Annotated in this window: 5 protein-coding genes; all 5 read right to left on the bottom strand. The window is 72.2% G+C overall.

Translation table 11 applies throughout. The features are described 5' to 3' along the window. Positions 1 to 66 precede the first annotated feature (66 nt). The 5 genes from ACZ4YL_RS12165 to ACZ4YL_RS12145 all read right to left on the bottom strand — a co-directional run bounded on the left by ACZ4YL_RS12165 (position 67) and on the right by ACZ4YL_RS12145 (position 24424). Positions 67 to 1017, bottom strand: coding sequence for an ACP S-malonyltransferase (locus ACZ4YL_RS12165; protein ID WP_468115896.1), 951 nt, complete (start codon positions 1015 to 1017; stop codon positions 67 to 69). Next, entirely contained in the window at positions 1014 to 1928 is a 915-nt protein-coding gene (locus ACZ4YL_RS12160; RefSeq protein WP_468115894.1) for a proline iminopeptidase-family hydrolase, read from the bottom strand. Before ACZ4YL_RS12160 ends, ACZ4YL_RS12165 begins: the two co-directional genes overlap by 4 nt. Before the next feature lie 270 nt (positions 1929 to 2198). Then, a complete protein-coding gene (locus ACZ4YL_RS12155; RefSeq protein ID WP_468116263.1) occupies positions 2199 to 8552 on the bottom strand; it encodes a type I polyketide synthase in 6354 nt (2117 codons plus the stop codon). A gap of 4 nt (positions 8553 to 8556) precedes the next feature. Further along, positions 8557 to 19368, bottom strand: coding sequence for a type I polyketide synthase (locus ACZ4YL_RS12150; RefSeq protein ID WP_468116261.1), 10812 nt, complete (start codon positions 19366 to 19368; stop codon positions 8557 to 8559). Positions 19369 to 19450: 82 nt separating this feature from the next. Further along, positions 19451 to 24424: a type I polyketide synthase gene (locus ACZ4YL_RS12145; RefSeq protein WP_468116259.1), complete on the bottom strand. Its 4974-nt coding sequence runs from the start codon at positions 24422 to 24424 to the stop codon at positions 19451 to 19453. Positions 24425 to 24453 lie beyond the last annotated feature (29 nt).

The following is a 24453-nucleotide window of genomic DNA, read 5'->3' as shown; positions in this document are numbered from 1 at the left end:
GTGGTGTTTCCTCACTCTGGGATGGGTGGTGCAGGTTGGTGGTGGTGCCGCGCTGTCGGCAGGCCCTCAGGCCGCGGCCTTCGAGCGGCTGCGTGGCCGCATCGCGACGGCCGGGCCGGCGGGTACGACCTCGAAGCTGTTGCGGGTCAGGGGTACCCGGCCGAACAGGGCGTCCGGGCCCGATACGCATGCCTTCGTCACACCCAGGGCGCGCAGCGAGGCCACGACCTCGGGCCACCGCATCGGCGTGACGAAGCTGTCCAACAGCATGGTGCGGATCTCGTCGGCGGTGGTCAGGACGGTGCCGTCCTGGTCGGCCACGACCGGGAGCCGCGGGTCGTGGAAGGTCAGCGAGGAGAAGACCTCCGCCTCCGCCCTGGCCCGCAGCGAGCCGAAGGCCGAGCAGTGCACGGGCGGGCGCATCGTGTAGAGCGACATCCCGCCGAGTTCGCGCAGCCGAGGGCGGAGCCATTCGAGGCTGTGCTCGCGCATCGACACCATGTGGAAGTCGTGATCGATGTAGCACGAGACCTCGTGGAACTCACCGCGCTCCTCGAACTCGTCGAAGATCTGCTGCAGTCTGTCCTGCGGGGTGCGCAGGAAGGAGTGCGTCACCACGTCCTGGTGGTCGGTGGTGAAGTAGTCCGCCATGCAGCGGGCGACGCCGGCCGTCATGCGGACCGCGTCCTCGAAGGACAGCGCACCGGAGTACGCGGCCAGCACCTTCTCGCCGAAGCTCGGCCCGGTGCAGACCTCGGGCACCAGGCCCAGGGTCCGCTCGGCCCAGTCGGCGGAGGCCAGGCAGTTCACCAGGAACGCGACCTGCGCGGCCTCCGAGTAGTCGTCCGCCTCGTCGCGGAAACGGTCGATCAGCGAGTAACCGAGCACCTCGTCCGCCCGCGCCGTGAGCCGCCGCGCGGCCGGGTTGATCAGCATGAACTTCCCCACCTCGGAAAAGGGGGAGGCGCCCATTCCGGGGAAGATGATCGCGGTTTCGGCCCGGAGCCCGGAGGTCATCCGCGCTCTCCTTCCAGGAGTGTGTCGAGGTATCCGAGCAGCACTTCGTTGAAGCGCTCGGGTTCTTCCAGGTGCGGCAGGTGGCTGGAGTTCTCCAGGATTTCCCACCGCACTTCGGGAATCCGGTCGAAGTAGGGCTGCACGGTCTCCGGAGTCGCCTCGTCGTGGCGGCCGGTGAGCAGCAGCGTGGGAACGTCGATCCGGTCGAGTTCGTCGATGACCGACCAGTCCTTGAGCGTCCCGATCACATGGAACTCGTTCGGGCCGTTCATCGTGTAATAGACGGTCGGGTCGTCGTAGATCTCCATGAAGGACGCGATGAAGTCACGGGGCCAGGGCACGACCCGGCACACGTGCTTGTCGTAGAAGACCCGCATGGCGGTGAGGTATTCCTCGCTGTCCGTGCTGCCGGCCGCTTCGTGCCGCAGCAGCGTCCCCTGGACGTCCGCCGGCAGTTCGGCGCGCAGTACGTCCATCGCCTTGAGCCAGAGTCCGTACGAGGCAGGGGAGTTGGCGATCACCAGGCCGCGCAGACCGGCGGGCCTCTCCGCAGCGTGCGCCGCCCCGAGCAGGCCGCCCCAGGAGTGCCCGAACAGTACGTAGTCCTCGTCGACCCCCAGCTTGCGCAGGAGGTTGTTCAGCTCGTCCTGGAAGAGCTGAACCGTCCAGAAGTCCGGTCCACGGTCGGGCAGATGGGTGGAGCCGCCGTTGCCGATCTGGTCGTAGTGGATCACCGGCCAGCCCTGGGCTGCCAGTTCACACAACGCGAGCATGTAGTCGTGCGTACTGCCGGGACCGCCGTGCAGCACCACTATGGGCGGGCGTCCCCCGTGGAGATCGCCCGTCACTCGGTACCAGGTTTTGTATTCCTTGAAAGAAACGGTTCCCTTGGCGCTCGGCGCTCTGGACATGAATCTCCCTATCAGAATTGTCCGGGGTCCATCAATCACTTCCGGACAGCACTGCCGAGTCCATGCCGGAAAACGATTCTCCGCGATGATCGAGCGGACGTCCCGTGGCCGTGAATCGGCCACGAAACAGTTACGGCCCGGCGTGTGTTTGTCTGCAAGGTATAGGACCCGACTACGCGGGCAGACCCCTATCCGCCCCCTACGGACCCCTGACGGCCCGGCGGTGCGACCCTCGCGGTCCGGTCGCCCGGCAGGTCGCGGGGCAGGTGGTCAGCCGGTCGTGTTCCGGAGCCATTCCTCGACGGCACGGGCCGTCTCGACCGCGTGGTTCTCGACGATCGTGAAGTGGGTGCCCGGGACCTCGGCGCGGGTGTGCGCGGTCGGCCAAACGGCCCGCCATCCGTCTCCGCCGGACAGGTCGTCGGCGACGAAGTTCTCGGTGGGTCCGACGAACAGGACGGGCGTACGCATCTCGTGGGGCCGCACGTCGCCGATCAGTTCGACGTACCGGCCCATGGCTCCGAGCCGGGTGGCGTCGAACCCGCCGAAGTCGTCCTCGCGGTCGAACATCCCGGCCATCATCTGGCCCCAGAAGCTCGCCGAGTCATTGTCGTCGTCACCCGTGTCGGGCAGATAGGAGTCGAGCAGTACGACACCGGACGCCGGAGTCCCCTCGCCTTCCAGGTATTCGGCGACGGCGTGCGCGAACTGACCGCCCGACGAATAGCCGACAATCACGAACGGCTTGCCCCCGGCGGCTCGAAGGACGTGTTCGGCGAACGCCTCGACGGCGGCGGGCACCGTGGCCGGCAGCCGGTCCGAAGGCCGGAACCCGAGCACGGGCAGCGCGATCACCTCGCGTACGTCACGGAAGTTGACCGCGAAACGCGCGTACTGCTGAGCGCCGCCCATCGCCATCGGGGACGGCATGCAGATGAGGGCCGGCCCCTGTGGTCCACGGGCCAGCGTGACCGGTTCGGGGAACACCGCACCGCTCTGCCCGTCCGCCGCCACCTGCTCCTCGGTCTCCTTGAGCTCGGCCACCGAGTGGAACCAGGGGCGGATCTGTCCGGCCGCCTTGATCAGCCGGATTCCGCCGGGCAGATTGCCGTTGAGAATCGCCTGCCGGAACAGGCCGCGGATGGACTCCGGGGTCTCGCCCGGCCTGTCCTCGGAAGGATGGGCGGTTCTTCCGGGCACGGTGGCCCCGGCGGCTTCCGCGAGTTGTTGCTGAAGGTGCCCGGCGAGCGCCGCGGGGGTGCGGTGGTCGAAGATGGCGCTGGTGGTCAGGCTTCCGCCGGTCGCCTGGTTCACCAGGTTGCGGATCTCCATCGCCGACAGCGAGTCCACCCCGGATTCGAGGAAGTCGCGTTCCGGTTCGACGTCGTCGGCGGAGGCGTGGCCGAGTACCACCGCGACCCGGCCGAGTATCAGGGCGAGCAGTTCCCGCACCTGTTCCGCGACCGGCAGCCCGGCGAAGGACGCGGGCAGCCCGGTTGCCGTACTGCCGCCCGGGCGCTGGGCACTGCGGGCGGGCGTACGGACCAACGCGCGCAGCAGCGGCGGAACTTCGACCGTCGACGGGCGCGCCCGGACGGGCGCGGTGTCGAGGCGTACGGGCAGCAGGGACGCGTGCTCGGACCGCAGGGCGGCGTCGAACAGGTCCAGGCCCTCCGCCGCCGACAGCCCGACGATGCCGGACCGTACCGGCCGCTGGAGTTCGGCCTCCTCCATCGACTCCGCGGCGCCCCCGGTCCCGCCGCCGCCCGCCGCCCATCCGCCCCAGCCGAGGGACAGCGCGGGCAGCCCCTTGGCCCTGCGCCAGTGCGCCAGCATGTCGGTGAAGGCGTTCGCCGCAGTGTAGTGGGCCTGTCCCGCAACGCCCGTGGTGCCGGCGAACGAGGAGAACAGGACAAAGGACTTGAGGTCGAGGTCCTGCGTCAGTTCGTGCAGATGGAGGGCAGCGTCGACCTTCGGCCGCAGCACCCGGTCGAGGCCCTCCGCCGTCAGGGCCGGGAGGGTGGCGTCGTCCAGGACCCCCGCGGTGTGCACCACGGCCGTCAGCGGACGCTCGGCGGGAACACCGGCGAGGACGGCGGCCAGGGCGGCGCGGTCGGCGAGGTCGCAGGCCTCGACGGTGACGCTCTTGGCACCCGACTCGGCGAGTTCGTCGCGCAGTTCGCCGATGCCGGGGGCTGTCCCGCCAGGGCTGCCGAACAGCAGGAGATGCCGGACTCCGTGCTCGGACACCAGGTGGCGGGCCACCACGGCGCCGAGGCCGCCGGTGCCTCCGGTGATCAGGACCGTGCCGTCCGGGTCGAAGGCCGTGCCGTCCGGGTCGGAGACCGCGTCGCCGAAGGGCCCGGCACCGGGGCCCTGGGCGCCGACCACCCGAGCGGCCGGCGTCGGGACGCGGCCGAGCCGCGGTACGAGCGGGGCGCCTTCGCGCAGTGCCACCTCGGGCTCGGCCAGGGCCACGACGGTGGTCAGCGCGCGATACGAGGCCTCGGTGCCGTCCACGTCGACTGCCGACAGACGGCCGGGGTACTCGTCGGCCGCGGACCTCATCAGACCCCACACGGGGCTGAGTGCCAGGCCGGGCACGGTGTCCGCGCCGGACACGGCGACCGCCCCCTCGGTCAGCACGACCAGCCGGGTTCCGGCCAGCCTCTCCTCGGCGACCCAGCGCTGGAGTACGTCCATGGTGCGCGCGGTGGCGGCTGCGGCCGCGGCGGCGACGTCCGAGGACCCGCCGTCGACGGGCGCGTTGGTGCCGACCCCGCTGACAACGGGCTTCGTGGCCACGGGCTCGAAGGCCACGGGGAACACCACCACATCGGGCAGCGTGCCGCCCGCGTCCAAGCACGTGACCAGCGCCGCGACATCCAAGTGCACGGCGGTTTCCGGGCCGAGCAGCGGGGCGAGCCCGGGACCTCCGGCCCCCAGCACGGCCCATCGGGGGGCCGTGGTGACGTCGGCCGGGGGCGGAGCCACCCAGTTGACCTGGAACAGCGAGTCCGCCGCCGCACCCCGCGCTGCCCTGAGCTGCGCCGCCGACAGGGGACGTACGACGAGGGAGCCCACCGCGGCGACGGGCCGGCCCTCGGCGTCGGCGATGTCCAGCGCCACGGCCTCCCGGCCCGCCACCGGGCTCACCCGTACGCGCAGCCGGGTCGCGCCGGTCGCGTAGACGTCGACGTCGGTCCAGGCGAAGGGCAGCCCGCCCTGTCCGGCGCCCCCGGACAGGCTCACCGCGTGCAGTACCGCGTCGAGTGCCGCGGGGTGTACGCCGAACTCCTCGCCGCCCGAGTCCGCTCCGTCGGGGAGGGAGACTTCGGCGAACACCTCGTCTCCGAGCCTCCAAGCGGCTTGAAGGCCCCGGAACACCGGCCCGTACTCCTGGCCGCCCTCGGCCAGGTTCTCGTACACCTCGTCCACATCCACCGGCTCGGCACCCTGCGGAGGCCAGGACGCGAAGTCGAACGAGCCACTGCCGCGCCCCGCGTTCAGCGCGCCGGTCGCATGGCACGTCCACGCTGTACCGGCCTCGGCGTCAGCGGGTCGGGCGTACACCCGCACCTCGCGGGCACCGTCGTCACCGGGCTCGCTGACGACCACTTGGAGCAGTACGCCACCGCGCTCGGGCAGGACCAACGGGGCGGCCGGGAGCAGGGTGTCGAGGCGCTCGCAACCGACGTGCCGGCCGGCGCGCAGCGCCAGCTCGACGAAGGCGGCACCGGGGAGCAGAGCCGTGCCCGCGAAGACGTGGTCGGCCAGCCACGGATGCGTGTCCAACCCGATGCGGCCGGTCAGCACGTGGCCGCCGGAGTCGGGGAGTTCGACCGCCGCGCCGAGGAAGGGATGCGCGGTCGCCACCTGTCCGAGCGAAGAGGCGTCACCGGAAACGGAAGTCGCGTCGAGCCAGTGGCGGTCGCGCTGGAAGGCGTACGTGGGCAGATCAACCCGGCGGGCGCCCAGACCGGCGTACAGTGCCTGCCAGTCGACCGCCGTCCCCGCCCGGAAGGCCTGGGCGAGCGCGGTCAGCAGGGTCTGCGCCTCGTCCCGCCCCTTGCGCAGGACGGGGACGAGCAGGGCGGCTTCGGGCTTCTCCAGGGACGGCTGGGCCATCGCGGACAGGACGCCGTCGGGACCCAGCTCGATGAAGGTCGAGACGCCCGCGGCTTCGAGCGCCCGGATCCCGTCGGCGAACCGCACCGGCTCACGGACATGACGCACCCAGTACTCGGGGTCGGCGAGGTCCCGCGCACCGGCGATGGTGCCGGTGACGTTGGAGACCACCGCAATACGCGGCTCACCGAACTCGATCTGCCGCACCACCTGCCGGAACTCCTCCAGCATCGGGTCCATCAACGGCGAGTGAAACGCGTGCGAGACCGCCAGCCGCCTGGCCACAACACCCCGCGCCTCCAGCCGCGCCACCACCTCCGACACCGCACCTTCCGCGCCCGAGACCACCACGGACCGCGGCCCGTTCACCGCCGCAAGACCCACACCGGCAGTCAGCAGCGGCAGTACATCCGCCTCGGCAGCCCGCACCGCCACCATCACACCACCGGCAGGCAGCGCCTGCATCAAACGACCCCGCGCGGCAACCAGACGACAGGCATCCTCCAGAGACAACACCCCCGCCACATGCGCAGCCGCAATCTCCCCCACCGAATGACCACCGACAAAGTCAGGGCGCACCCCGAAAGACTCCACCAAACGGAACAACGCCACCTCGACCGCAAACAACGCAGCCTGCGTATAAGCGGTCTGGGTCAGCAGCTCTTCCTCACCGAGGATCACCTCCCGCAACGAACGCGCCAGCCCGGCGTCGAACAGCGCGCAGACCTCCTCCAGCACCCTCGCGTACACCGGGAACCGAGCCGCGAGTTCCCGGCCCATACCCACCCGCTGACTACCCTGACCGGTAAACAGGAACGCCGTCCTGCCCCCCTCCGCCCGCGAGGCACCCCGAGCACCCGCACCCGCTGCCACCTCCGCCAGCCCGGCCAACAACTCCCCACGGTCCGTACCCAAAACCACCGCACGGTGATCGAAGAGCGCACGCGAAGTCGCCAGCGAAAAACCGGTATCCACCGGGAAGAAGTCCGCACGGCCAGCAACAAACTCGCGCAACCGCGCCGCCTGCGCACGCAACGCATCCGCCGAACGGCCCGACACCACCCACGGCACCGGAACACCCACAGGCCAACCCGACACAGAAACATCCCCGCCGACGACCCCGGCCACCTCCCCCGAAACCTGCCCCGGAGGCTCCTCCACAATCACATGCGCATTGGTACCGCTGATACCGAAGGACGAGACACCCGCACGACGCGTCTCGCCCTCGCGCTTCTGCCACTCCACCTCTTCGGTGAGCAGCTCGATGTCGCCCGCCGTCCAGTCGACGTGCGAGGACGGGGCGTCGACGTGCAGGGTCCTGGGCATGACGCCGTGGCGCAGCGCCTGCACCATCTTGATGACACCGGCGACTCCGGCGGCGGCCTGGGTGTGTCCGAGGTTGGACTTCACCGAGCCCAGCCGCAACGGGCGTCCCTGCGGGCGCTCCTGCCCGTAGGTCGCGAGCAGCGCGTCCGCCTCGATGGGGTCGCCCAGGGTGGTGCCGGTGCCGTGCGCCTCGACCACGTCCACGTCGGCGGCCTTCAGTCCGGCGTTCGCCAACGCAGCTCGGATGACACGCTGCTGGGAAGGTCCGTTGGGGGCCGTCAGGCCGTTGCTCGCACCGTCCTGATTGACGGCGGAACCACGTACCACCGCCAGCACCTGATGACCGTTCCTGCGCGCGTCCGAGAGCCGCTCCACGAGCAGCACACCGGCGCCCTCGGCGAAGCCCGTGCCGTCCGCGCCGTCCGCGAAGGACTTGCAGCGGCCGTCGGGGGCCAGGCCACGCTGGCGGCTGAATTCCACGAAGGTGCCCGGGGTGGCCATGACGGTCACACCGCCCGCGAGGGCCAGCTCGCACTCGCCGCGCCGCAGTGACTGGACCGCCAGGTGCAGGGCCACCAGGGAGGACGAGCACGCGGTGTCCACCGAGACGGCGGGGCCCTCCAGGCCGAAGGTGTAGGCGACCCGCCCCGAGACGATATTGCCACTTCCGAAGCTGTTCGGGTAGTCGTGGTACATGACGCCGGAGAAGACACCGGTCGTGGTCCCCCGCAGGCTGGCCGGGACGATTCCCGCGTGCTCCATGGCCTCCCAGGAGGCTTCCAGCATCAGCCGCTGCTGCGGGTCGAGGACCGGTGCCTCGCGCGGGCCGATGCCGAAGAACTTGGCGTCGAAGTCCGCCGCGTCGAGCAGGAAGCCGCCGTCCAGGCTGTACGTCGTACCGGCGCGCTCACCCTTGGGGTCGTGCAGCCGCTCAAGGTCCCAGCCCCGGTCCCCCGGGAAGCGGGTGATGCCGTCCCGGCCGGCCCTGACGAACTCCCACAGCTCGTCGGGGGTGCGTACGCCGCCGGGGAACCGGCAGGCCATGCCCACGATCGCGATCGGTTCGCGGGAGGCGGACACCACCTTGCGATTCTGGTCCCGCAGGCGTTCGGTCTCCTTGAGCGAGGCCCGCAGGGCCTCGATCAGCTTTCCCTCGTTCTGGGCCATGATGGGCTCACGCCTCCCGCGTCATGTCGTTGAGCGCCATCTCGATGAGGCTCTCGGTGTCCATCTCGTCGATGTCCTCGGCGTACTCGGCCTCGGACACCCCTTGTTCGGTTGCGCCCGTCGGGCCGCTGCCCAGTCCGGTGAGTTCGAGGAGGCTGTCGAGCAGCCCTGCCGCCCGGAGCTGCGGCAGCGAAAGGGCCTGGAAGGCCCGGTGCAGCCGCGCCTCGGCCTCCGCCTCCGGGCTTGCCTCTGGCGCCAGTTGCTCCCTCAGGTGGGCGGCGAGGGCGCGGATGCTCGGGTAGTCGAAGATCAGGGCAGCGGGCAGTCGGAGCCCGGTCGCCTCGTTCATACGGTTGCGGAACTCCACGGAGGTCAGCGAGTCAAAGCCGAGTTCGTTGAAGGCCCGCTCCTCCTCGATGGTCTCCGTTCCCCGGTGACCCAGGACGACCGCGGCCTGAGCACGGACCAGGTCGCGCAGCAGCGTTTCGCGCTCGGCCTCGGGTGCCTCGGCGAGCCTGCGCCGCAGCGTGTCGGCCCCGGTGCCGGCGGTGTCGGCGACCCGTCGCGCCACAGGGGCCCGCACCAACCCGCGCAAGAGCGCCGGGAGTTCGGCACCGGCCTCGCCGAGTACCTTGAGGTTCAGCTTGACCGGGACCAGTGCCGGCTCGCCGAGCGCGACGGCCGTGTCGAACAGAGCCGTGCCGAGCTCGGCGGTGAGCACCTCCACACCGGCCCGGGCCGCGCGCCGCACGTCGGCCTCATTGAGCGTGCCCGCCATGCCGTCCGTGCCCCACATGCCCCAGGCGAGGGACGTGGCGGGCAGCCCGGACGCCCGGCGCTGTTGCGCGAGGGCGTCCAAGTAGGCGTTGGCGGCTGCGTAGTTGCCCTGTCCCGGACCGCCCAGCACACCGCCGACGGACGAGAACAGCACAAACGCCGTGAGTCCCGCGTCCCGGGTCAGCTGGTGCAGGTTCCAGGCCGCGTCGACCTTCGGGCGCAGTACGGCGTCCATCCGGGCGGGAGTGAGGGACGCGATCGTGGCGTCGTCCAGCACACCCGCGGCGTGCACTACGCCGGTCAGTGGGCGGTCGGCGGGGACGCGCCCGAGGACGTCGGCCAGCGCGGCGCGGTCGGCGACGTCGCAGGCCTCTACGGTGACGGTCGTGGCGCCCAGCCCGACGAGCTGCTCGCGCAGTTCCCCGATGCCCGGAGCCTGCACGCCGCGCCGGCTGACGAGCAGCAGATGCCGTACGCCGTGTTCGGCCACCAGGTGGCGGGCGAAGACCGCGCCCAGGCCGCCGGTGGCTCCGGTGAGCAGCACCGTGCCGGCCGCGTCCCATGCGGGAACGGTCCCGGCGCCGGAGCCCGCACCGGCCGGGAGTTCACCGGCGTCCGCACCGGCCGGGGCCACCCGGGCGACCCGGGTCAGCCTGGGCACGAGCACCGTGCCTTCGCGTAGCGCCACCTGCTCCTCGCCCGACGCCAGGGCGGCGGTCAGCGCACCGCGCGAGGCGACGGAGTCGTCGAGGTCGGCCAGCACGATCCGCCCGGGGTTCTCGGCCTGCGCGGAGCGCACCAGCCCGCCCACGGCGGCGCCGGCCAGGTCGACCGCCTCACCGGCGTCACCGGCCACCGCCCCGCGGGTCAGCACGACCAGGGTGGACGCGGCGAACCGGTCGTCGGCCTGCCAGGCCCGGAGGGCGGCCAGCACCCGGTGCGTCTCGGTACGTACGGCATCGGGTTCGCTGCCCGTACCGGCGGCGGCGCCGCTCGCCAGCACGACCACGTCGGCACCGGTCGCCTGGTCGAGTCCGTCGGCCTCCTCGGCCTCGAGCTTCGCTGCCCACTTGGCGGCCTGCGGCCCGACCACGACCCAGGATCCGGTCCTGGCCGTGCTCTCCGGGTGGATCGGGGACCAGTCCACCCGGTAGAGGGAGTCATGGAACGCGGCTCCCCCGGAGCTCAGCTGGTCCGCCGAGACCGGCCGCACGGAAAGCGAACCCACCACGGCGACGGGCCGGCCCCGGTCGTCGGCGATGTCCAGGGCCACGGCGTCCCGGCCCGGCACCGGGCGCAGCCGCACCCGCAGCATGGTGGTGCCGGTGGCGAACAGTTCGATGTCCGACCACGCGAACGGCAGCTCCGCCCGGTCACTGTCCCTGGCGAGCCCGACAGCGTGCAGAGCGGCATCCAGTGCCGCCGGGTGCAGCCCGAACCCCGTAGCGCTCGCCACGGCCTCTTCCGGGAGGACGATGTCGGCCAGTACGTCGGCACCGTCGCGCCATGCGGCGGTGAGCCCCTGGAACGCCGGGCCGTAACCGAGCCCGCCGTCGGCGAACCGCTCGTACATGCCCGACAGTTCGAGCGCATCGGCACCGACCGGCGGCCACACCCCCAGGTCGAAGGAGGGCTGCGAGACGACGTCGTCGAGTGCGCCCGTGGCATGCCGGGCCCACGGGTCGCCCGCCGCGGCCCCGGACTGGCGCGAATGCACGGTGAAGCGCCGGGAACCCGTCGCGTCCGGGGTGCCGACGGAGATCTGAAGATCCACGCCGCCCCGCCCGGGGAGCACCAGCGGGGCTTCGAGCACCAGGTCCGCGACACGCCCGCAACCGATCCGGCCACCGACGTGCAGGACCAGCTCCACGAAGCCCGTGCCCGGGAACAGCGTCGCGCCCCCGAAGGTGTGGTCGGACAGCCAAGGATGGGACTGCACGGAGACCTTGCCGGAGAAGAGCACCCCGTCGGCCTCGGCAAGCTCGACCGAGGAGGTGAGGAAGGAGTGCTCGGAGGAGCTGTAGCCGCTGCCACCGCTGGTGTCCGCGTCGAGCCAGTAGTGGTCGCGCTGGAAGGCGTACGTGGGAAGGTCCACCGACCGCGCCCCGGTGCCGGCGAACAGCGTCGACCAGTCGACGGAGGTGCCGGCCCGGAAGGCCTGGGCGAGCGCGGTCAGCAGGGTCTGCGCCTCGTCCCGGCCCTTGCGCAGGACCGGCACCAGCAGCGCAGTGTCCTCCAGGGACGGCTGGGCGATCGCGGACAGGACGCCGTCGGGACCCAGCTCGATGAAGGTCGAGACGCCCGCGGCTTCGAGCGCCCGGATCCCGTCGGCGAACCGCACCGGCTCACGGACATGACGCACCCAGTACTCGGGGTCGGCGAGGTCCCGCGCACCGGCAACCCGCCCGGTCACATTCGAGACCACCGCAATACGCGGCTCACCGAACTCGATCTGCCGCACCACCTGCCGGAACTCCTCCAGCATCGGGTCCATCAACGGCGAGTGAAACGCGTGCGAGACCGCCAGCCGCCTGGCCACAACACCCCGCGCCTCCAGCCGCGCCACCACCTCCGACACCGCACCTTCCGCGCCCGAGACCACCACGGACTGCGGCCCGTTCACCGCCGCAAGACCCACGCCGGCAGTCAGCAGGGGCAGTACATCCGCCTCGGCAGCCCGCACCGCCACCATCACACCACCGGCAGGCAGCGCCTGCATCAAACGACCCCGCGCGGCAACCAGACGACAGGCATCCTCCAGAGAAAGGATCCCCGACACGTGCGCGGCCGCGATCTCCCCCACCGAATGACCACCGACGAAGTCAGGGCGCACCCCGAAAGACTCCACCAAACGGAACAACGCCACCTCGACCGCAAACAACGCAGCCTGCGTATAGACCGTCCGGTCCAACAGCCCCTGGTCCCCGTCGATCACCTCCCGCAACGGACGCTCAAGACCCTCATCCAGAAGGACACAGACCTCATCCAACGCACGCCCGAACACCGGGAACCGGGCCGCGAGTTCCCGACCCATACCCACCCGCTGACTGCCCTGACCGGTGAACAGGAACGCCGTCCTGCCCCCCTCCGCCCGCGAGGCACCCCGAGCACCCGCACCCGCTGCCACCTCCGCCAGCCCGGCCAACAACTCCCCACGGTCCGTACCCAAAACCACCGCACGGTGATCGAAGAGCGCACGCGAAGTCGCCAGCGAAAAACCGGTATCCACCGGAGAGAAGTCCGCACGGCCAGCAACAAACTCGCACAACCGCGCCGCCTGCGCACGCAACGCATCCGCCGTACGGCCCGACACCACCCACGGCACCGGAACACCCACAGGCCAACCCGACACAGAAACATCCCCGCCGGCAACCCCGGCGACCCCGGCCACCTCCCCCGAAACCTGCCCCGGAGGCTCCTCCACAATCACATGCACATTGGTACCGCTGATACCGAAGGACGAGACACCCGCACGACGCGGCGCACCGTCCGTCGTCTCCCACGTCCTGGCCTCGGTCAACAGTTCGACCGCTCCGGCCTCCCAGTCGACGTGCGTGGACGGCTCGTCGACGTACAAGGTCCTGGGCATGACGCCGTGCCGCATCGCCTGCACCATCTTGATGATGCCCGCGACACCGGCTGCGGCCTGCGTGTGGCCCATGTTGGACTTGATCGAGCCGAGCCACAGCGGACGGCCCTCCGGCCGCTCCTGGCCGTACGTGGCAATGAGTGCCTGTGCCTCGATGGGGTCGCCCAGGGTGGTGCCGGTGCCGTGCGCCTCGACCACGTCCACGTCGGCAGCCGACAGTCCGGCGTTCGCCAGTGCGGCTCGGATGACGCGCTGCTGGGAAGGCCCGTTGGGGGCGGTCAGGCCGTTGCTCGCACCGTCCTGGTTGACGGCGGAACCACGTACCACCGCCAGCACCTGATGACCGTTCCTGCGCGCGTCCGAGAGCCGCTCCACGAGGAGTACGCCGGCGCCCTCGCCCCAGGCCGTGCCGTCCGCGGCCTCCGCGAACGCCTTGATCCGGCCGTTGGCCGCCAGGCCCTTCTGTCGGCTGAACTCCACGAACACCTCGGGGGTCGCCATGACCGCGACGCCACCGACCAGCGCCAGCGAGCACTCGTCGCGCTGGAGGGCCTGGATGGCCCAGTGCAGTGCGACCAACGACGACGAGCAGGCCGTGTCGACCGACACCGCCGGGCCCTCGAAGCCGAAGGTGTAGGAGACCCGGCCGGAGACGGCGCTGCCCATCGCGTGGCTGGTCGGGTAGTCGTGGTACATCAGCCCGGCGAACACACCGGTCCTGCTGCCGCGCAGCGACGCCGGGTCGATCCCCGCGTGCTCCATGGCCTCCCAGGACGCTTCGAGAAGCAGCCGCTGCTGCGGGTCGATGACCAGTGCCTCGTTCGGGCTGACGCGGAAGAACGCGGCGTCGAAGTCGGCGGCGTCGTGCAGGAAGCCGCCCTCGTTGACGTAGCTGGTGTCGGGGCGCACCCGGGTGGGGTCGTAGAGCCGGTCCAGGTCCCAGCCCCGGTCGTCGGGGAACTCGGAGACCGCGTCGCGGCCTGCGGCGACCAACTCCCATAGGTCGTCAGCGGACTTGATGCCGCCGGGGTAGCGTGCGCTCATGCCGACGATCACGATCGGATCGCTGTCCGTCGCGGTGGGACGCGTCGGGCCCGGTACGTCCGCCTGCTCCCCGGCGCCCTCCAGCGAGCCCAGCAGCTGCTCGTACAGGTAGCCGGCCAGGGCGGCGGCCGAGGGGTAGTCGAAGACGAGGGTCGCGGGAAGGCGCAGGCCGGTGGCCGCGCCCACGCCGTTGCGCAGCTCGACCGCCGACAGCGAGTCGAAGCCCAGCTCGCTGAAAGGCCGTTCGGGCTCGACCGCCTCCGGTGAGCTGTGCCCGAGCACCTGCGTGACCTGCGTGCGCACGAGGTGCAGCAGCTCCCGCTCGCGCTCCGCCCGGTCCAGCCCGGCCAGCCGTGCGACCAGCGTGTCCGCCTGGGCTCCGCCTCGTGAGGCCGCTCGCCTGGTGACCGGCACCAATCCGCGGAAGAGCGGGTCGAGCGTCTCGCCCTGGGCTCGGAGCGCCGCGGGGTCGAGTTTGACGGGTACGAGCGCGGGCTCACCCGAGTCCCGGGCGGCTTCGAACAGCGCGAGGCCCTCGTCGGCATTCAGCGGGACGATGCCGCCGCGGGACATCCGCTCACGGTCGACCTCGGCCAGTGCGCCGGCCATGCCGCCGCCCTCGGCCCAGGGCCCCCAGGCGAGCGAGGTGGCGGTGAGCCCCATGGCTCTCCTGCGTGCCGCGAGGGCGTCGAGGAAGGCGTTGGCCGCCGCGTAGTTGCCCTGCCCTGGGACGCCGAGGGCCCCGGCGGCCGACGAGAACAGCACGAAGGACGAGAGGGGGTGGTCGCGGGTCAGTTCGTGCAGGTTCCAGGACGCGTCGACCTTGGGGCGCAGCACGGTGTGCAGCTGTGCCGGGAGCAGCGACGCGACGGTGCCGTCGTCGAGGATGCCCGCGGCGTGCACGACGCCCGTCAGCGGATGCTCGGCGGGGACGGTGGCCAGCAGCGCGGCGAGTGCCTCGCGGTCGGCGACGTCGCAGGCCGCGAAGGTGACGCTGAGGGCGCCCGACTTGAGGAGTTCGGCCTGAAGTTCGGCCGTACCGGGTGCGTCCTTGCCGCGTCGGCCGACCAGCAGCAGATGGCGGACTCCGCGCTCGGTCACCAGGTGGCGGGCGAAGAGGGCGCCCAGGCCACCGGTCGCGCCGGTGATGAGTACGGTGCCGTCGGCCTCGGAGGCGGCGGGAGGCCGGCCCGGTTCCCCGGCGGGCAGGGCGCGGGTCAGGCGCGCGGCGTGGATCTCGCCCGCGCGCACCGCCAGTCGGCCCTCGCCGAGGGTGGCCACGGCAGCCGGCAGGGCGCGCGGGGACCGTACGTCGTCGTCGATGTCGACCAGGACGATCCGGCCGGGGTTCTCGGCCTGCGCGGAGCGCACCAGCCCTGCGGCGGCAGCGCCGGCCAGGTCCTGCACGTCACCGCCGTCGAAGGCCACCGCGCCGCGGGTCAGCACGACCAGGGTGGACGCGGCGTACCGGTCGTCGGCCAGCCGGCCCTTGAGGGTGGCCAGCACCCGTTCGGTCTCGGCGTGCACGGACCCCACCAGGTCGGAGGCCGCGGCGCCGGCGCCGGCGCCGGCATCGGACGTCGCGGCGCCAATGGGCAACAGCACGAAGTCGGCTGCCGCCCCGGCATCCGTATCGGCTTCGGCGTCAAGCACGGACGCGACCCCGAGCCGGTCCGCCCACTGTCCTCCGTCGCCTCCCCCACCGAGCACCGCCCAGCTGCCGTCGGCCACTTCCCCGGCCGGGAGCGGTGTCCACGAGAGCCGGTGGAGCGAGTCGTTGCGGGCCCCGGCCGCGGCCTTGATCTGGGCGTCCGAGACGGGGCGTACTACCAGGGCGCCCACCGACGCCACCGGCCGGCCCTCTGCGTCCGCGATGTCCAGCGACGCCGCGTCCCTGCCGTCAACCGCGCGCACCCGCACCCGGAGGTGGGTGGCGCCGGTCGCGAACAGCTCCACGTCCGTCCAGGCGAACGGCAGACCGCCCTGGCTGACGGCCTCCGAAAGGCTCACCGCGTGCAGCGCCGCATCAAACGCCGCCGGGTGCAGCCCGAAGTCCACGGCGTCGGTGTGGACGGCGTCGGGGAGCGTGACCTCCGCGAACACCTCGTCGCCGTGCCGCCACGCGGCCGTAAGCCCTTGGAACACCGGGCCGTACTGGAGGCCGCCCGCTGCGAAGTCCGGGTAGACCGCGTCCACGGCGACCGGTGCGGCGCCCTCGGGCGGCCAGGCAGCGAAATCGAAGGGTGCGCGGCGCCGGCCTGTCGTCAGTGCGCCAGTCGCGTGGCAGGTCCACGCCGTCTCGGTGGGTGCGTCGGCGTCGCGCGAGTACAGCCGAACGTCGCGGGCACCACCGCTGCCCGGCGCACCGAGCAGCACGAGTACCTGCACCCCGCCGGTCGCGGGCAGCACCAGCGGTGCTTCCAGAACGAGTTCCTCGACCCGGTCGCATCCGACCTGCTGGCCGGCGCGGACCGCCATCTCGACGAGTGCGGTGCCGGGGACGACGACCGTGCCGGACACCATGTGGTCGCCGAGCCAGGGATGGCTGTCGTGCGACAGGCGCCCGCTGAGCATCAGCCCTTCGGAGTCGGGCAGTTGGACGACCGCGCTCAGCATCGGGTGCCCGGTGGCGCCCAGCCCGAGCGAGGAGGCGTCGGCCGGGGCGGGGGCCTGGTCGAGCCAGTAGCGCTCGCGCTGGAAGGCATACGTGGGAAGGTCCACCGGGCGCGCCCCGGTGCCGGCGAACAGCGTCGACCAGTCGACGGAGGTGCCGGCCCGGAAGGCCTGGGCGAGCGCGGCCAGCAGGGTGTGCGCCTCGTCCCGCCCCTTGCGCAGGACGGGGACGAGCAGGGCGGCTTCGGGCTTCTCCAGGGACGGCTGGGCCATCGCGGACAGGATGCCGTCGGGACCCAGCTCGATGAAGGTCGAGACGCCCGCGGCTTCGAGCGCCCGGATCCCGTCGGCGAACCGCACCGGCTCACGGACATGACGCACCCAGTACTCGGGGTCGGCGAGGTCCCGCGCACCGGCGATGGTGCCGGTGACGTTGGAGACCACCGCAATACGCGGCTCACCGAACTCGATCTGCCGCACCACCTGCCGGAACTCCTCCAGCATCGGGTCCATCAACGGCGAGTGGAACGCGTGCGAGACCGCCAGCCGCCTGGCCACAACACCCCGCGCCTCCAGCCGCGCCACCACCTCCGACACCGCACCTTCCGCGCCCGAGACCACCACGGACTGCGGCCCGTTCACCGCCGCAAGACCCACACCGGCAGTCAGCAGCGGCAGTACATCCGCCTCGGCAGCCCGCACCGCCACCATCACACCACCGGCAGGCAGCGCCTGCATCAAACGACCCCGCGCGGCAACCAGACGACAGGCATCCTCCAGAGACAACACCCCCGCCACATGCGCAGCCGCAATCTCCCCCACCGAATGACCACCGACAAAGTCAGGGCGCACCCCGAAAGACTCCACCAAACGGAACAACGCCACCTCGACCGCAAACAACGCAGCCTGCGTATAGACCGTCCGGTCCAACAGCCCCTGGTCCCCGTCGATCACCTCCCGCAACGGACGCTCAAGACCCTCATCCAGAAGGACACAGACCTCATCCAACGCACGCCCGAACACCGGGAACCGGGCCGCGAGTTCCCGGCCCATACCCACCCGCTGACTGCCCTGACCGGTGAACAGGAACGCCGTCTTGCTCTCGGCGCGCACAGTGCCGCGGATCCCGTCCCCGGCGGCCAGCGCCTTGAGGCCGGCAAGCAGCTCCGCCCGGTCGGAGCCCAGCACCACCGCGCGGTGCTCGTGCACGGCGCGCGTGGCGGCGAGGGAGAAGCCCACGTCGACCGGGGACGGCTCCGGTCCTGCGGTGAACTCCCGCAGCCGGTCGATCTGCGCACGCAGCGCCGCAGCGGTACGTCCGGACACCACCCACGGCACCGGAACGCCCGACGGCCAGCCGGACCCGGCGGCGGGCCGCGACGCCTCCTCCCCGGCGGGCGCGGCGGGCGCCTCTTCGAGGATGGCGGGCGCCTCTTCGAGGATCACGTGCGCGTTGGTGCCGCTGAGACCGAAGGAGGAGACCGCCGCGCGATAGGGCTGGTCGGTGCGCTCCCACACCGTCCGCTCGGTGAGCAGCTCGACGTTGCCCGCGGTCCAGTCGATGTGCCGGGACGGCTCGTCGACGTGCAAGGTCCTGGGCAGGATGCCGTGGCGCATCGCCATGACCATTTTGATGACGCCCGCGACTCCGGCCGCCGCCTGGGTGTGGCCGATGTTGGACTTGACGGAACCCAGTCGCAGCGGGTTTTCGGCGGTGCGCCCCTGGCCGTACGTCGCGAGGAGCGCCTGCGCCTCGATCGGGTCGCCCAGCGTGGTGCCGGTGCCATGCGCCTCCACGACGTCCACATCGGCAGTGGACAGCCCGGCGCTGGCCAGCGCGGCGCGGATGACCCGCTGCTGGGAGGGGCCGTTGGGGGCGGTGATGCCGTTGCTCGCACCGTCCTGGTTGAGTGCGGAGCCGCGTACGACGGCCATGACGGGGTGGCCGTTCCTGCGGGCGTCCGCGAGGCGCTCGACGAGCAGTACACCGGCGCCCTCGCCCCAGCCGGTGCCGTCCGCGGCCTCCGCGAAGGCCTTGCAGCGCCCGTCGGCGGACAGACCGCGGGCCTTGCCGAACGCGATGAACGGATCCGGGGTCGCCATCACGGTGACGCCGCTCGCCAGCGCGAGGGAGCACTCGCCGCTGCGCAGCGCCTGGACGGCGAGGTGCAGCGCCACCAGCGACGAGGAGCACGCGGTGTCCACGGAGACCGAGGGCCCCTCGAAGCCGAGGGCGTAGGAGATCCGGCCGGAGAGCACCGCGCCGTTGGTGCCGGTCGTCATGTACGCCGAGGACTCCTCGGGCAGCTTCAGGCCGAAGTACGACTGGCCGTTGGTGCCGGTGAAGACGCCGACGGGGCCGCCCTTGAACGAGTCGGGGGATATGCCGGCCCGCTCGAAGGCCTCCCAGGAGGCTTCGAGGAGCAGCCGCTGCTGCGGGTCCATGGCGATCGCCTCGCGCGGGCTGATCCCGAAGAACTCGGCGTCGAACTCGCTCGCGCCGTGCAGGAACCCGCCGCTGCGGGTGTATCCGCTGACGGCCCGTTCGTCCTCGCTGTCGTAGAGGCCACCGGTGTCCCAGCCGCGGTCGTCCGGGAATCCGCTGATGGCGTCCTTCTCCTGGACGACCAGTTCCCAGAGGTCTTCCGGTGAGCGCACCTCACCCGGGAAGCGGCAGGCCATCCCCACGATCGCGATCGGTTCCGACTCGACGTCACGCAGCCGCTGCCGCGTTTGTGCGAGGTCGGCCGTGGTGCGCTTGAGATAGTCGAGCAGCTTCTCTTCGTTCCCCATCAGGGCCTCACCAATTCTCTTAATTCCAGGAACTGTTTGTGGAACTGTTCGTGCAGACGACGCTTCGGGAGCACGTGAGTTCCCGTCAGGAGATCCCGAGTTCCTTGTCGATGAAGTCGAACAATTCGTCTGCCGAAGCGGCCTTCAGCTGGTGGGCGACCGCGGCCGCCTCCTGGGTGCCGTTCGCCTCGTTCAGCCGGGTCAGCAGGGCTTGGAGTCGGGTGGTGACCTTGGTGCGTTCGATCTCTTCCGGTGCGAGGGACGCCACGAGTGCCTCCAGTCGGTCCAGTTCGGCGGCCACGGAGCCACTCGCCGCACCGTCGGCGGGTACCACCAGTGCCTCGTGCAGCTGCTCCGCCAGGGCTGCGGAGTTGGCGAAGTCGAAGAGCAGGGTGGCCGGCAGTTTCAGGCCGGTGGCGGTGTTCATGCGGTTGCGCAGTTCGACCGCGGTCAGCGAGTCGAAGCCCATGTCCTTGAAGGCCCTCGTGGGCGGTACGGCCTCGGGGCTGTCGTGTCCGAGCACCGTGGCGACCTGCCCGCGCACCAGGTCGAGCACGGCGCGCCGTTGCTCGCTCGCGGTCAGTCCGGCGAGGTGCTCGGCGAACCGGGCCGCGTCGGCCGCCGACGGGGCGCCGCCCCGGGGCCGGTCGGCGGTCAGTGCCCGCTGGGCTTCGGGGACCCCCCCGATGAGCGGGCTGGTGCGGCCCGCGGTGAACGAGGGCGCGAGCTCGGCCCAGTCGGCGTCGACGACGCCGATGCCGCTCTCGCCGCGTTCCAGGACGCCTTGGAGCGCGGCCACGGCGAGGCCCGGGTCCAGTTCGGTGAGGCCGCGCCACCAGGCGCGGTCCTGGGTCTCCTCCTTGGTGGCCATGCCGCCGCCGCCCCAGGGCCCCCAGGCGATGGAGGAGGCCGCGAGACCGCGTGCCCTGCGATGGTCGGCCAGGGCGTCCAGGTAGGCGTTGGCCGCCGCGTACGCGGCCTGTCCCGCGCCGCCGAGCAGGCCCGCGACGGAGGAGAACGACACGAAGGCGGACAGGTCGAGGTGCTGGGTCAGCTCGTGCAGGTTGCGGGCGGCGGCCACCTTGGGCCGCAGCACTCCGGCGAGCCGTTCGGGGGTGAGGGAGCCGAGGGTGCCGTCGTCGAGTACGCCGGCGGCGTGCATGACGGCGGTCAGCGGGGCGTCGGCGGGCAGCTTCGCCAGCAGTTCGGCGAGGGCGTCGCGGTCGGACACGTCGCAGGCGGCGAGGGTCACCGTGGCGCCGAGCTCGGTGAGTTCGGCCGCCAGCTCCCGGGCGCCGGGCGCCCGGTCGCCCCGGCGGCCAGCCAGTACGAGGTGGTCGGCACCGGAGCGGGCCAGCCACCGCGCGACGTGTGCGCCGACCGCGCCGGTGCCGCCGGTCAGCAGCACGGTCCCGGTGGGCCGCCATTCGCCGGCCGCCGGGCTGGTGGCGCTGGTGGCGCGCTCCAGGCGGCGTACGAAGACACCCGCGGCCCGTACCGCGATCTGGTCCTCGCCCGTGGTGTCGGCGAGTGCGTCGGCCAGCCGGGCCGTCAGTTGCCCGTCGGGCGCGGCGTCTGCGGGCAGGTCGACGAGTCCGCCCCACAGCTCCGGAGTCTCCAGTGCGACGACCCGGCCCAGTCCCCAGACCTGTGCCTGCCCGGGGTTGACCAGCTCCTCGGTGGCGCCCGCCGCGACCGCGCCGCGGGTCAGGCTCCACACCGGCGCGGGGGTGTCGAGGTCGGCGAGGGCCTGGACGAGCGCCACGGTGGAGGTGAGGCCCCGGGGGGCGACGGGGCCGCGCGGGTCGGGGGTCTCGTCGAGGGCGAGCAGGGAGACGACGCCCGTGAGGGGGGTGTTGGGGCCCACCTCCGTGCGCAGGTGGTCGGCCATCGCCTTGCGGTCGGTGTCCGCCGCCGTGGCGCGGATCCGTACGACGTCGGCGCCGCGCTCGGTGAGGGTCCGTACGACGGCCTCGGCCCACTCCTCCCCGGTGCCGTCGGCGGGCAGCACGGCCAGCCAGGTGCCGGCGAGCGCGGAGCCCCGGGGCGCGGAGTACGGCTGCCAGCCGATGCGGTAGCGCCAGGCGTCCACCGTGGCGTGCTCGACGCTCTGCCTGCGCCAGTCGGTGAGCAGCGGCAGCACCGCGCCGAGTGACGCCCGCTGGTCGCCGCCGCGTACTTCCAGGGTGCCGGCGAGGGAGTCCAGGTCGGCTCGTTCGACGGCGGCCCAGAAAGCGCCGTCGGCCGCGCTGCCAACGCGGGGGGCAGTGGTCTCGGGCTCGGTCTCGGCCCAGTACCGGCGGCGTTGGAAGGCGTACGTCGGCAGATCGACGCGGCGGGCCCGGCGGCCCGTGAGGCAGCCGGTCCAGTCGACGTCGACGCCCCGGACGTGGAGCTGGGCGAGCGCGGTGAGCAAGCTCTGCGGTTCTGGGGCGCCGCCGCGCAGGGCGGGCACGCAGACAGCCCGCGGCGCGCCGTCCTCAGTGGCGTCGAGGCCTTCGCCGGCCATCGCGGTGAGCGTCGCGCCGGGGCCGATCTCCAGGTAGGTGTCCGCGCCGTGGCCGCGCAGGGTGCACAGCCCGTCGAGGAATCGCACGGTGCCGCGGACGTGGCGCACCCAGTAGTCCGGGGTGCCCAGTTCGCCGGCGGTGGCGAACTCGCCGGTGACGTTGGAGACGACGGGGACCGACGGCTCGTGGAAGGTCAGGCCTTCGAGCACCCGGCGGAACTCTTCGAGCATGCCGTTCATGCGGGGCGAGTGGAAGGCGTGGCTGACGCGCAGCCGCTTGGTGCGGGCGCCGCGCTCGGCGAGGAGCGCGGCGACCTCGGTGGCGGCATCCTCGTCGCCGGAGAGCACCACCTCCGTCGGCCCGTTGACGGCGGCGAGAGCCAGTTGCTCCTCGCGGCCGGCCAGCAGCGGAGTGACGTCGGCCTCGGCGGCCTGCACCGCGATCATCGCGCCGCCCTCGGGCAGCGCGTCCATCAGCCGGCCCCGTGCGGCCACCAACCGCGCCGCGTCGGGCAGCGAGAGGACACCCGCGATGTGGGCGGCGGCGATCTCACCGACCGAGTGTCCGACGACGCAGTCGGGGCGCACCCCCAGGGTTTCGAGCAGCCGGTACAACGCCACCTCGGTCGCGAAGAGCCCGGTCTGCGTGTAGAGCGTGCGGTCCAGGAGCGCCGCTCCGTCGGATCCGGGTGCGGCGAACACGACCTCGCGCAGCGGCCCGGGCAGCAGTCCGTCGAGCTGCGCGCACACCGCGTCGAAGGCGGCGGCATAGGCGGGGAACGCCTCGTACAGCTCCTGCCCCATACCGGGGCGCTGCGCACCCTGTCCGGTGAAGAGGAACGCCGTCCCGCCGTTGCCCCGCACCTCGCCGCGCACGAGCCCCGGGGTGTCCTCGCCTTCGGAGAGGGCGGTGAGCCCGCGCAGCAGCTCCTCGCGGCCGGCGCCGATCGCGACGGCCCGGTGCTCGAAGGTCGCGCGGCCGACCGCGAGCGACAACGCCACTTCGCCGGGAGTGAGTTCGGGCCGCTCCAGGAGGTGGGTGGCGAGCCGCCCGGCCTGGGCACGGAGCGCGGGCTCGCTGCGGGCCGAGAGCAGCCAGGGGGTCACACCGGGCTCTTCGGTGACCAGGGGCGCGGTGCGCACTGCGGGCTCCCCGGCACTGTCGGGGGCGGAGGCGTCCCCGGGGGCCGGGGTGGTGCCCTCGGGGACCGGGGCCTCTTCGAGGATGGCGTGCGCATTGGTGCCGCTGATGCCGAACGAGGAGACACCGAAGCGCCTGGGGCGTTCGCCCCTGGGCCAGGGCACCTCGTCGGTGAGCAGCTCGACCCGGCCCGCCGACCAGTCGACGTGGGGCGTCGGCCGGTCGATGTGCAGGGTGCGCGGCAGTGTCTCGTGCTGGAGGGCGAGCACCATCTTCATGACGCCCGCGACTCCGGCCGCGGACTGCGGGTGGCCCATGTTGGACTTGATCGAGCCGAGCCTCAGCGGCCGTCCTTCGGGGCGGTCCTGGCCGTAGGTGGCGAGGATCGCCTGGGCCTCGATGGGGTCGCCCAGGGTGGTGCCGGTGCCGTGCGCCTCGACGGCGTCGACGTCGGCGGCCACCAGCCCGGCGTTCTTCAGCGCGGCTCGGATGACGCGCTGCTGGGACGGTCCGTTGGGCGCCATCAGGCCGTTGCTCGCGCCGTCCTGGTTGACGGCGGAGCCGCGTACGACGGCCAGGACGGGGTGCCCGTTGCGGCGGGCGTCGGACAGCCGTTCCAGGACGAGGATGCCCGCGCCCTCCGCCCAGCCCGCTCCGTCCGCCGTGTCGGCGAAGGAGCGGCAGCGGCCGTCCGGGGACAGGGCACGCTGCCTGCTGAACTCGACGAACAGCTGTGGCGTCGCCATCACGCACACGCCGCCCGCCAGGGCGAGTGTGGAGTCACCGGCGCGCAGCGACTGGCAGGCCAGGTGGAGCGCGACCAGCGAGGACGAGCAGGCGGTGTCCGTGGTCACCGCGGGGCCCTCAAGACCGAAGGTGTAGGACACGATGCCGGAGACGATGCTGCCCGCGGTGCTGGAGCGCGGGTAGTCGTGGTGCATCAGCCCGGCGAAGACTCCCGTCCTGCTGCCCCTGAGCGACGTGGGGTCGATCCCGGCCCGCTCCAAGGCCTCCCAGGAGACCTCCAGGAGCAGCCGCTGCTGCGGGTCGGTCTCCGGTGCCTCGCGAGGGCTGATCCCGAAGAACTCCGCGTCGAACTCCGCGGCGTCGTGCAGGAATCCGCCCCTGCGGACGTACGTCCTGCCGGGCTTGCCGGGCTCCGGGTCGTACACCGCTTCGGTGTTCCAGCCCCGGTCGGTCGGGAAGTCGGAGACGACGTCGACGCCGTCGGCCACGACCCGCCAGAGGTCCTCCGGGGACCGTACGCCGCCGGGGTAGCGGCCGCTCATCCCGATGATCGCCACGGGTTCGTTGCGCGCCTCCTCGACCTCGCGCAGCCGGCGGCGGGTGTCCTGGAGGTCGGTCGTCGCGCGCCGGAGGTAGTCGCGGAGCTTGTCGTCATGCGCCATCAGGGTCTCAACCATTCTTGGAGTGGCCG

The sequence above is a fragment of the Streptomyces sp. NPDC030021 genome (assembly GCF_055574035.1).
This window is presented reverse-complemented; position numbering and strand designations above follow the sequence as displayed.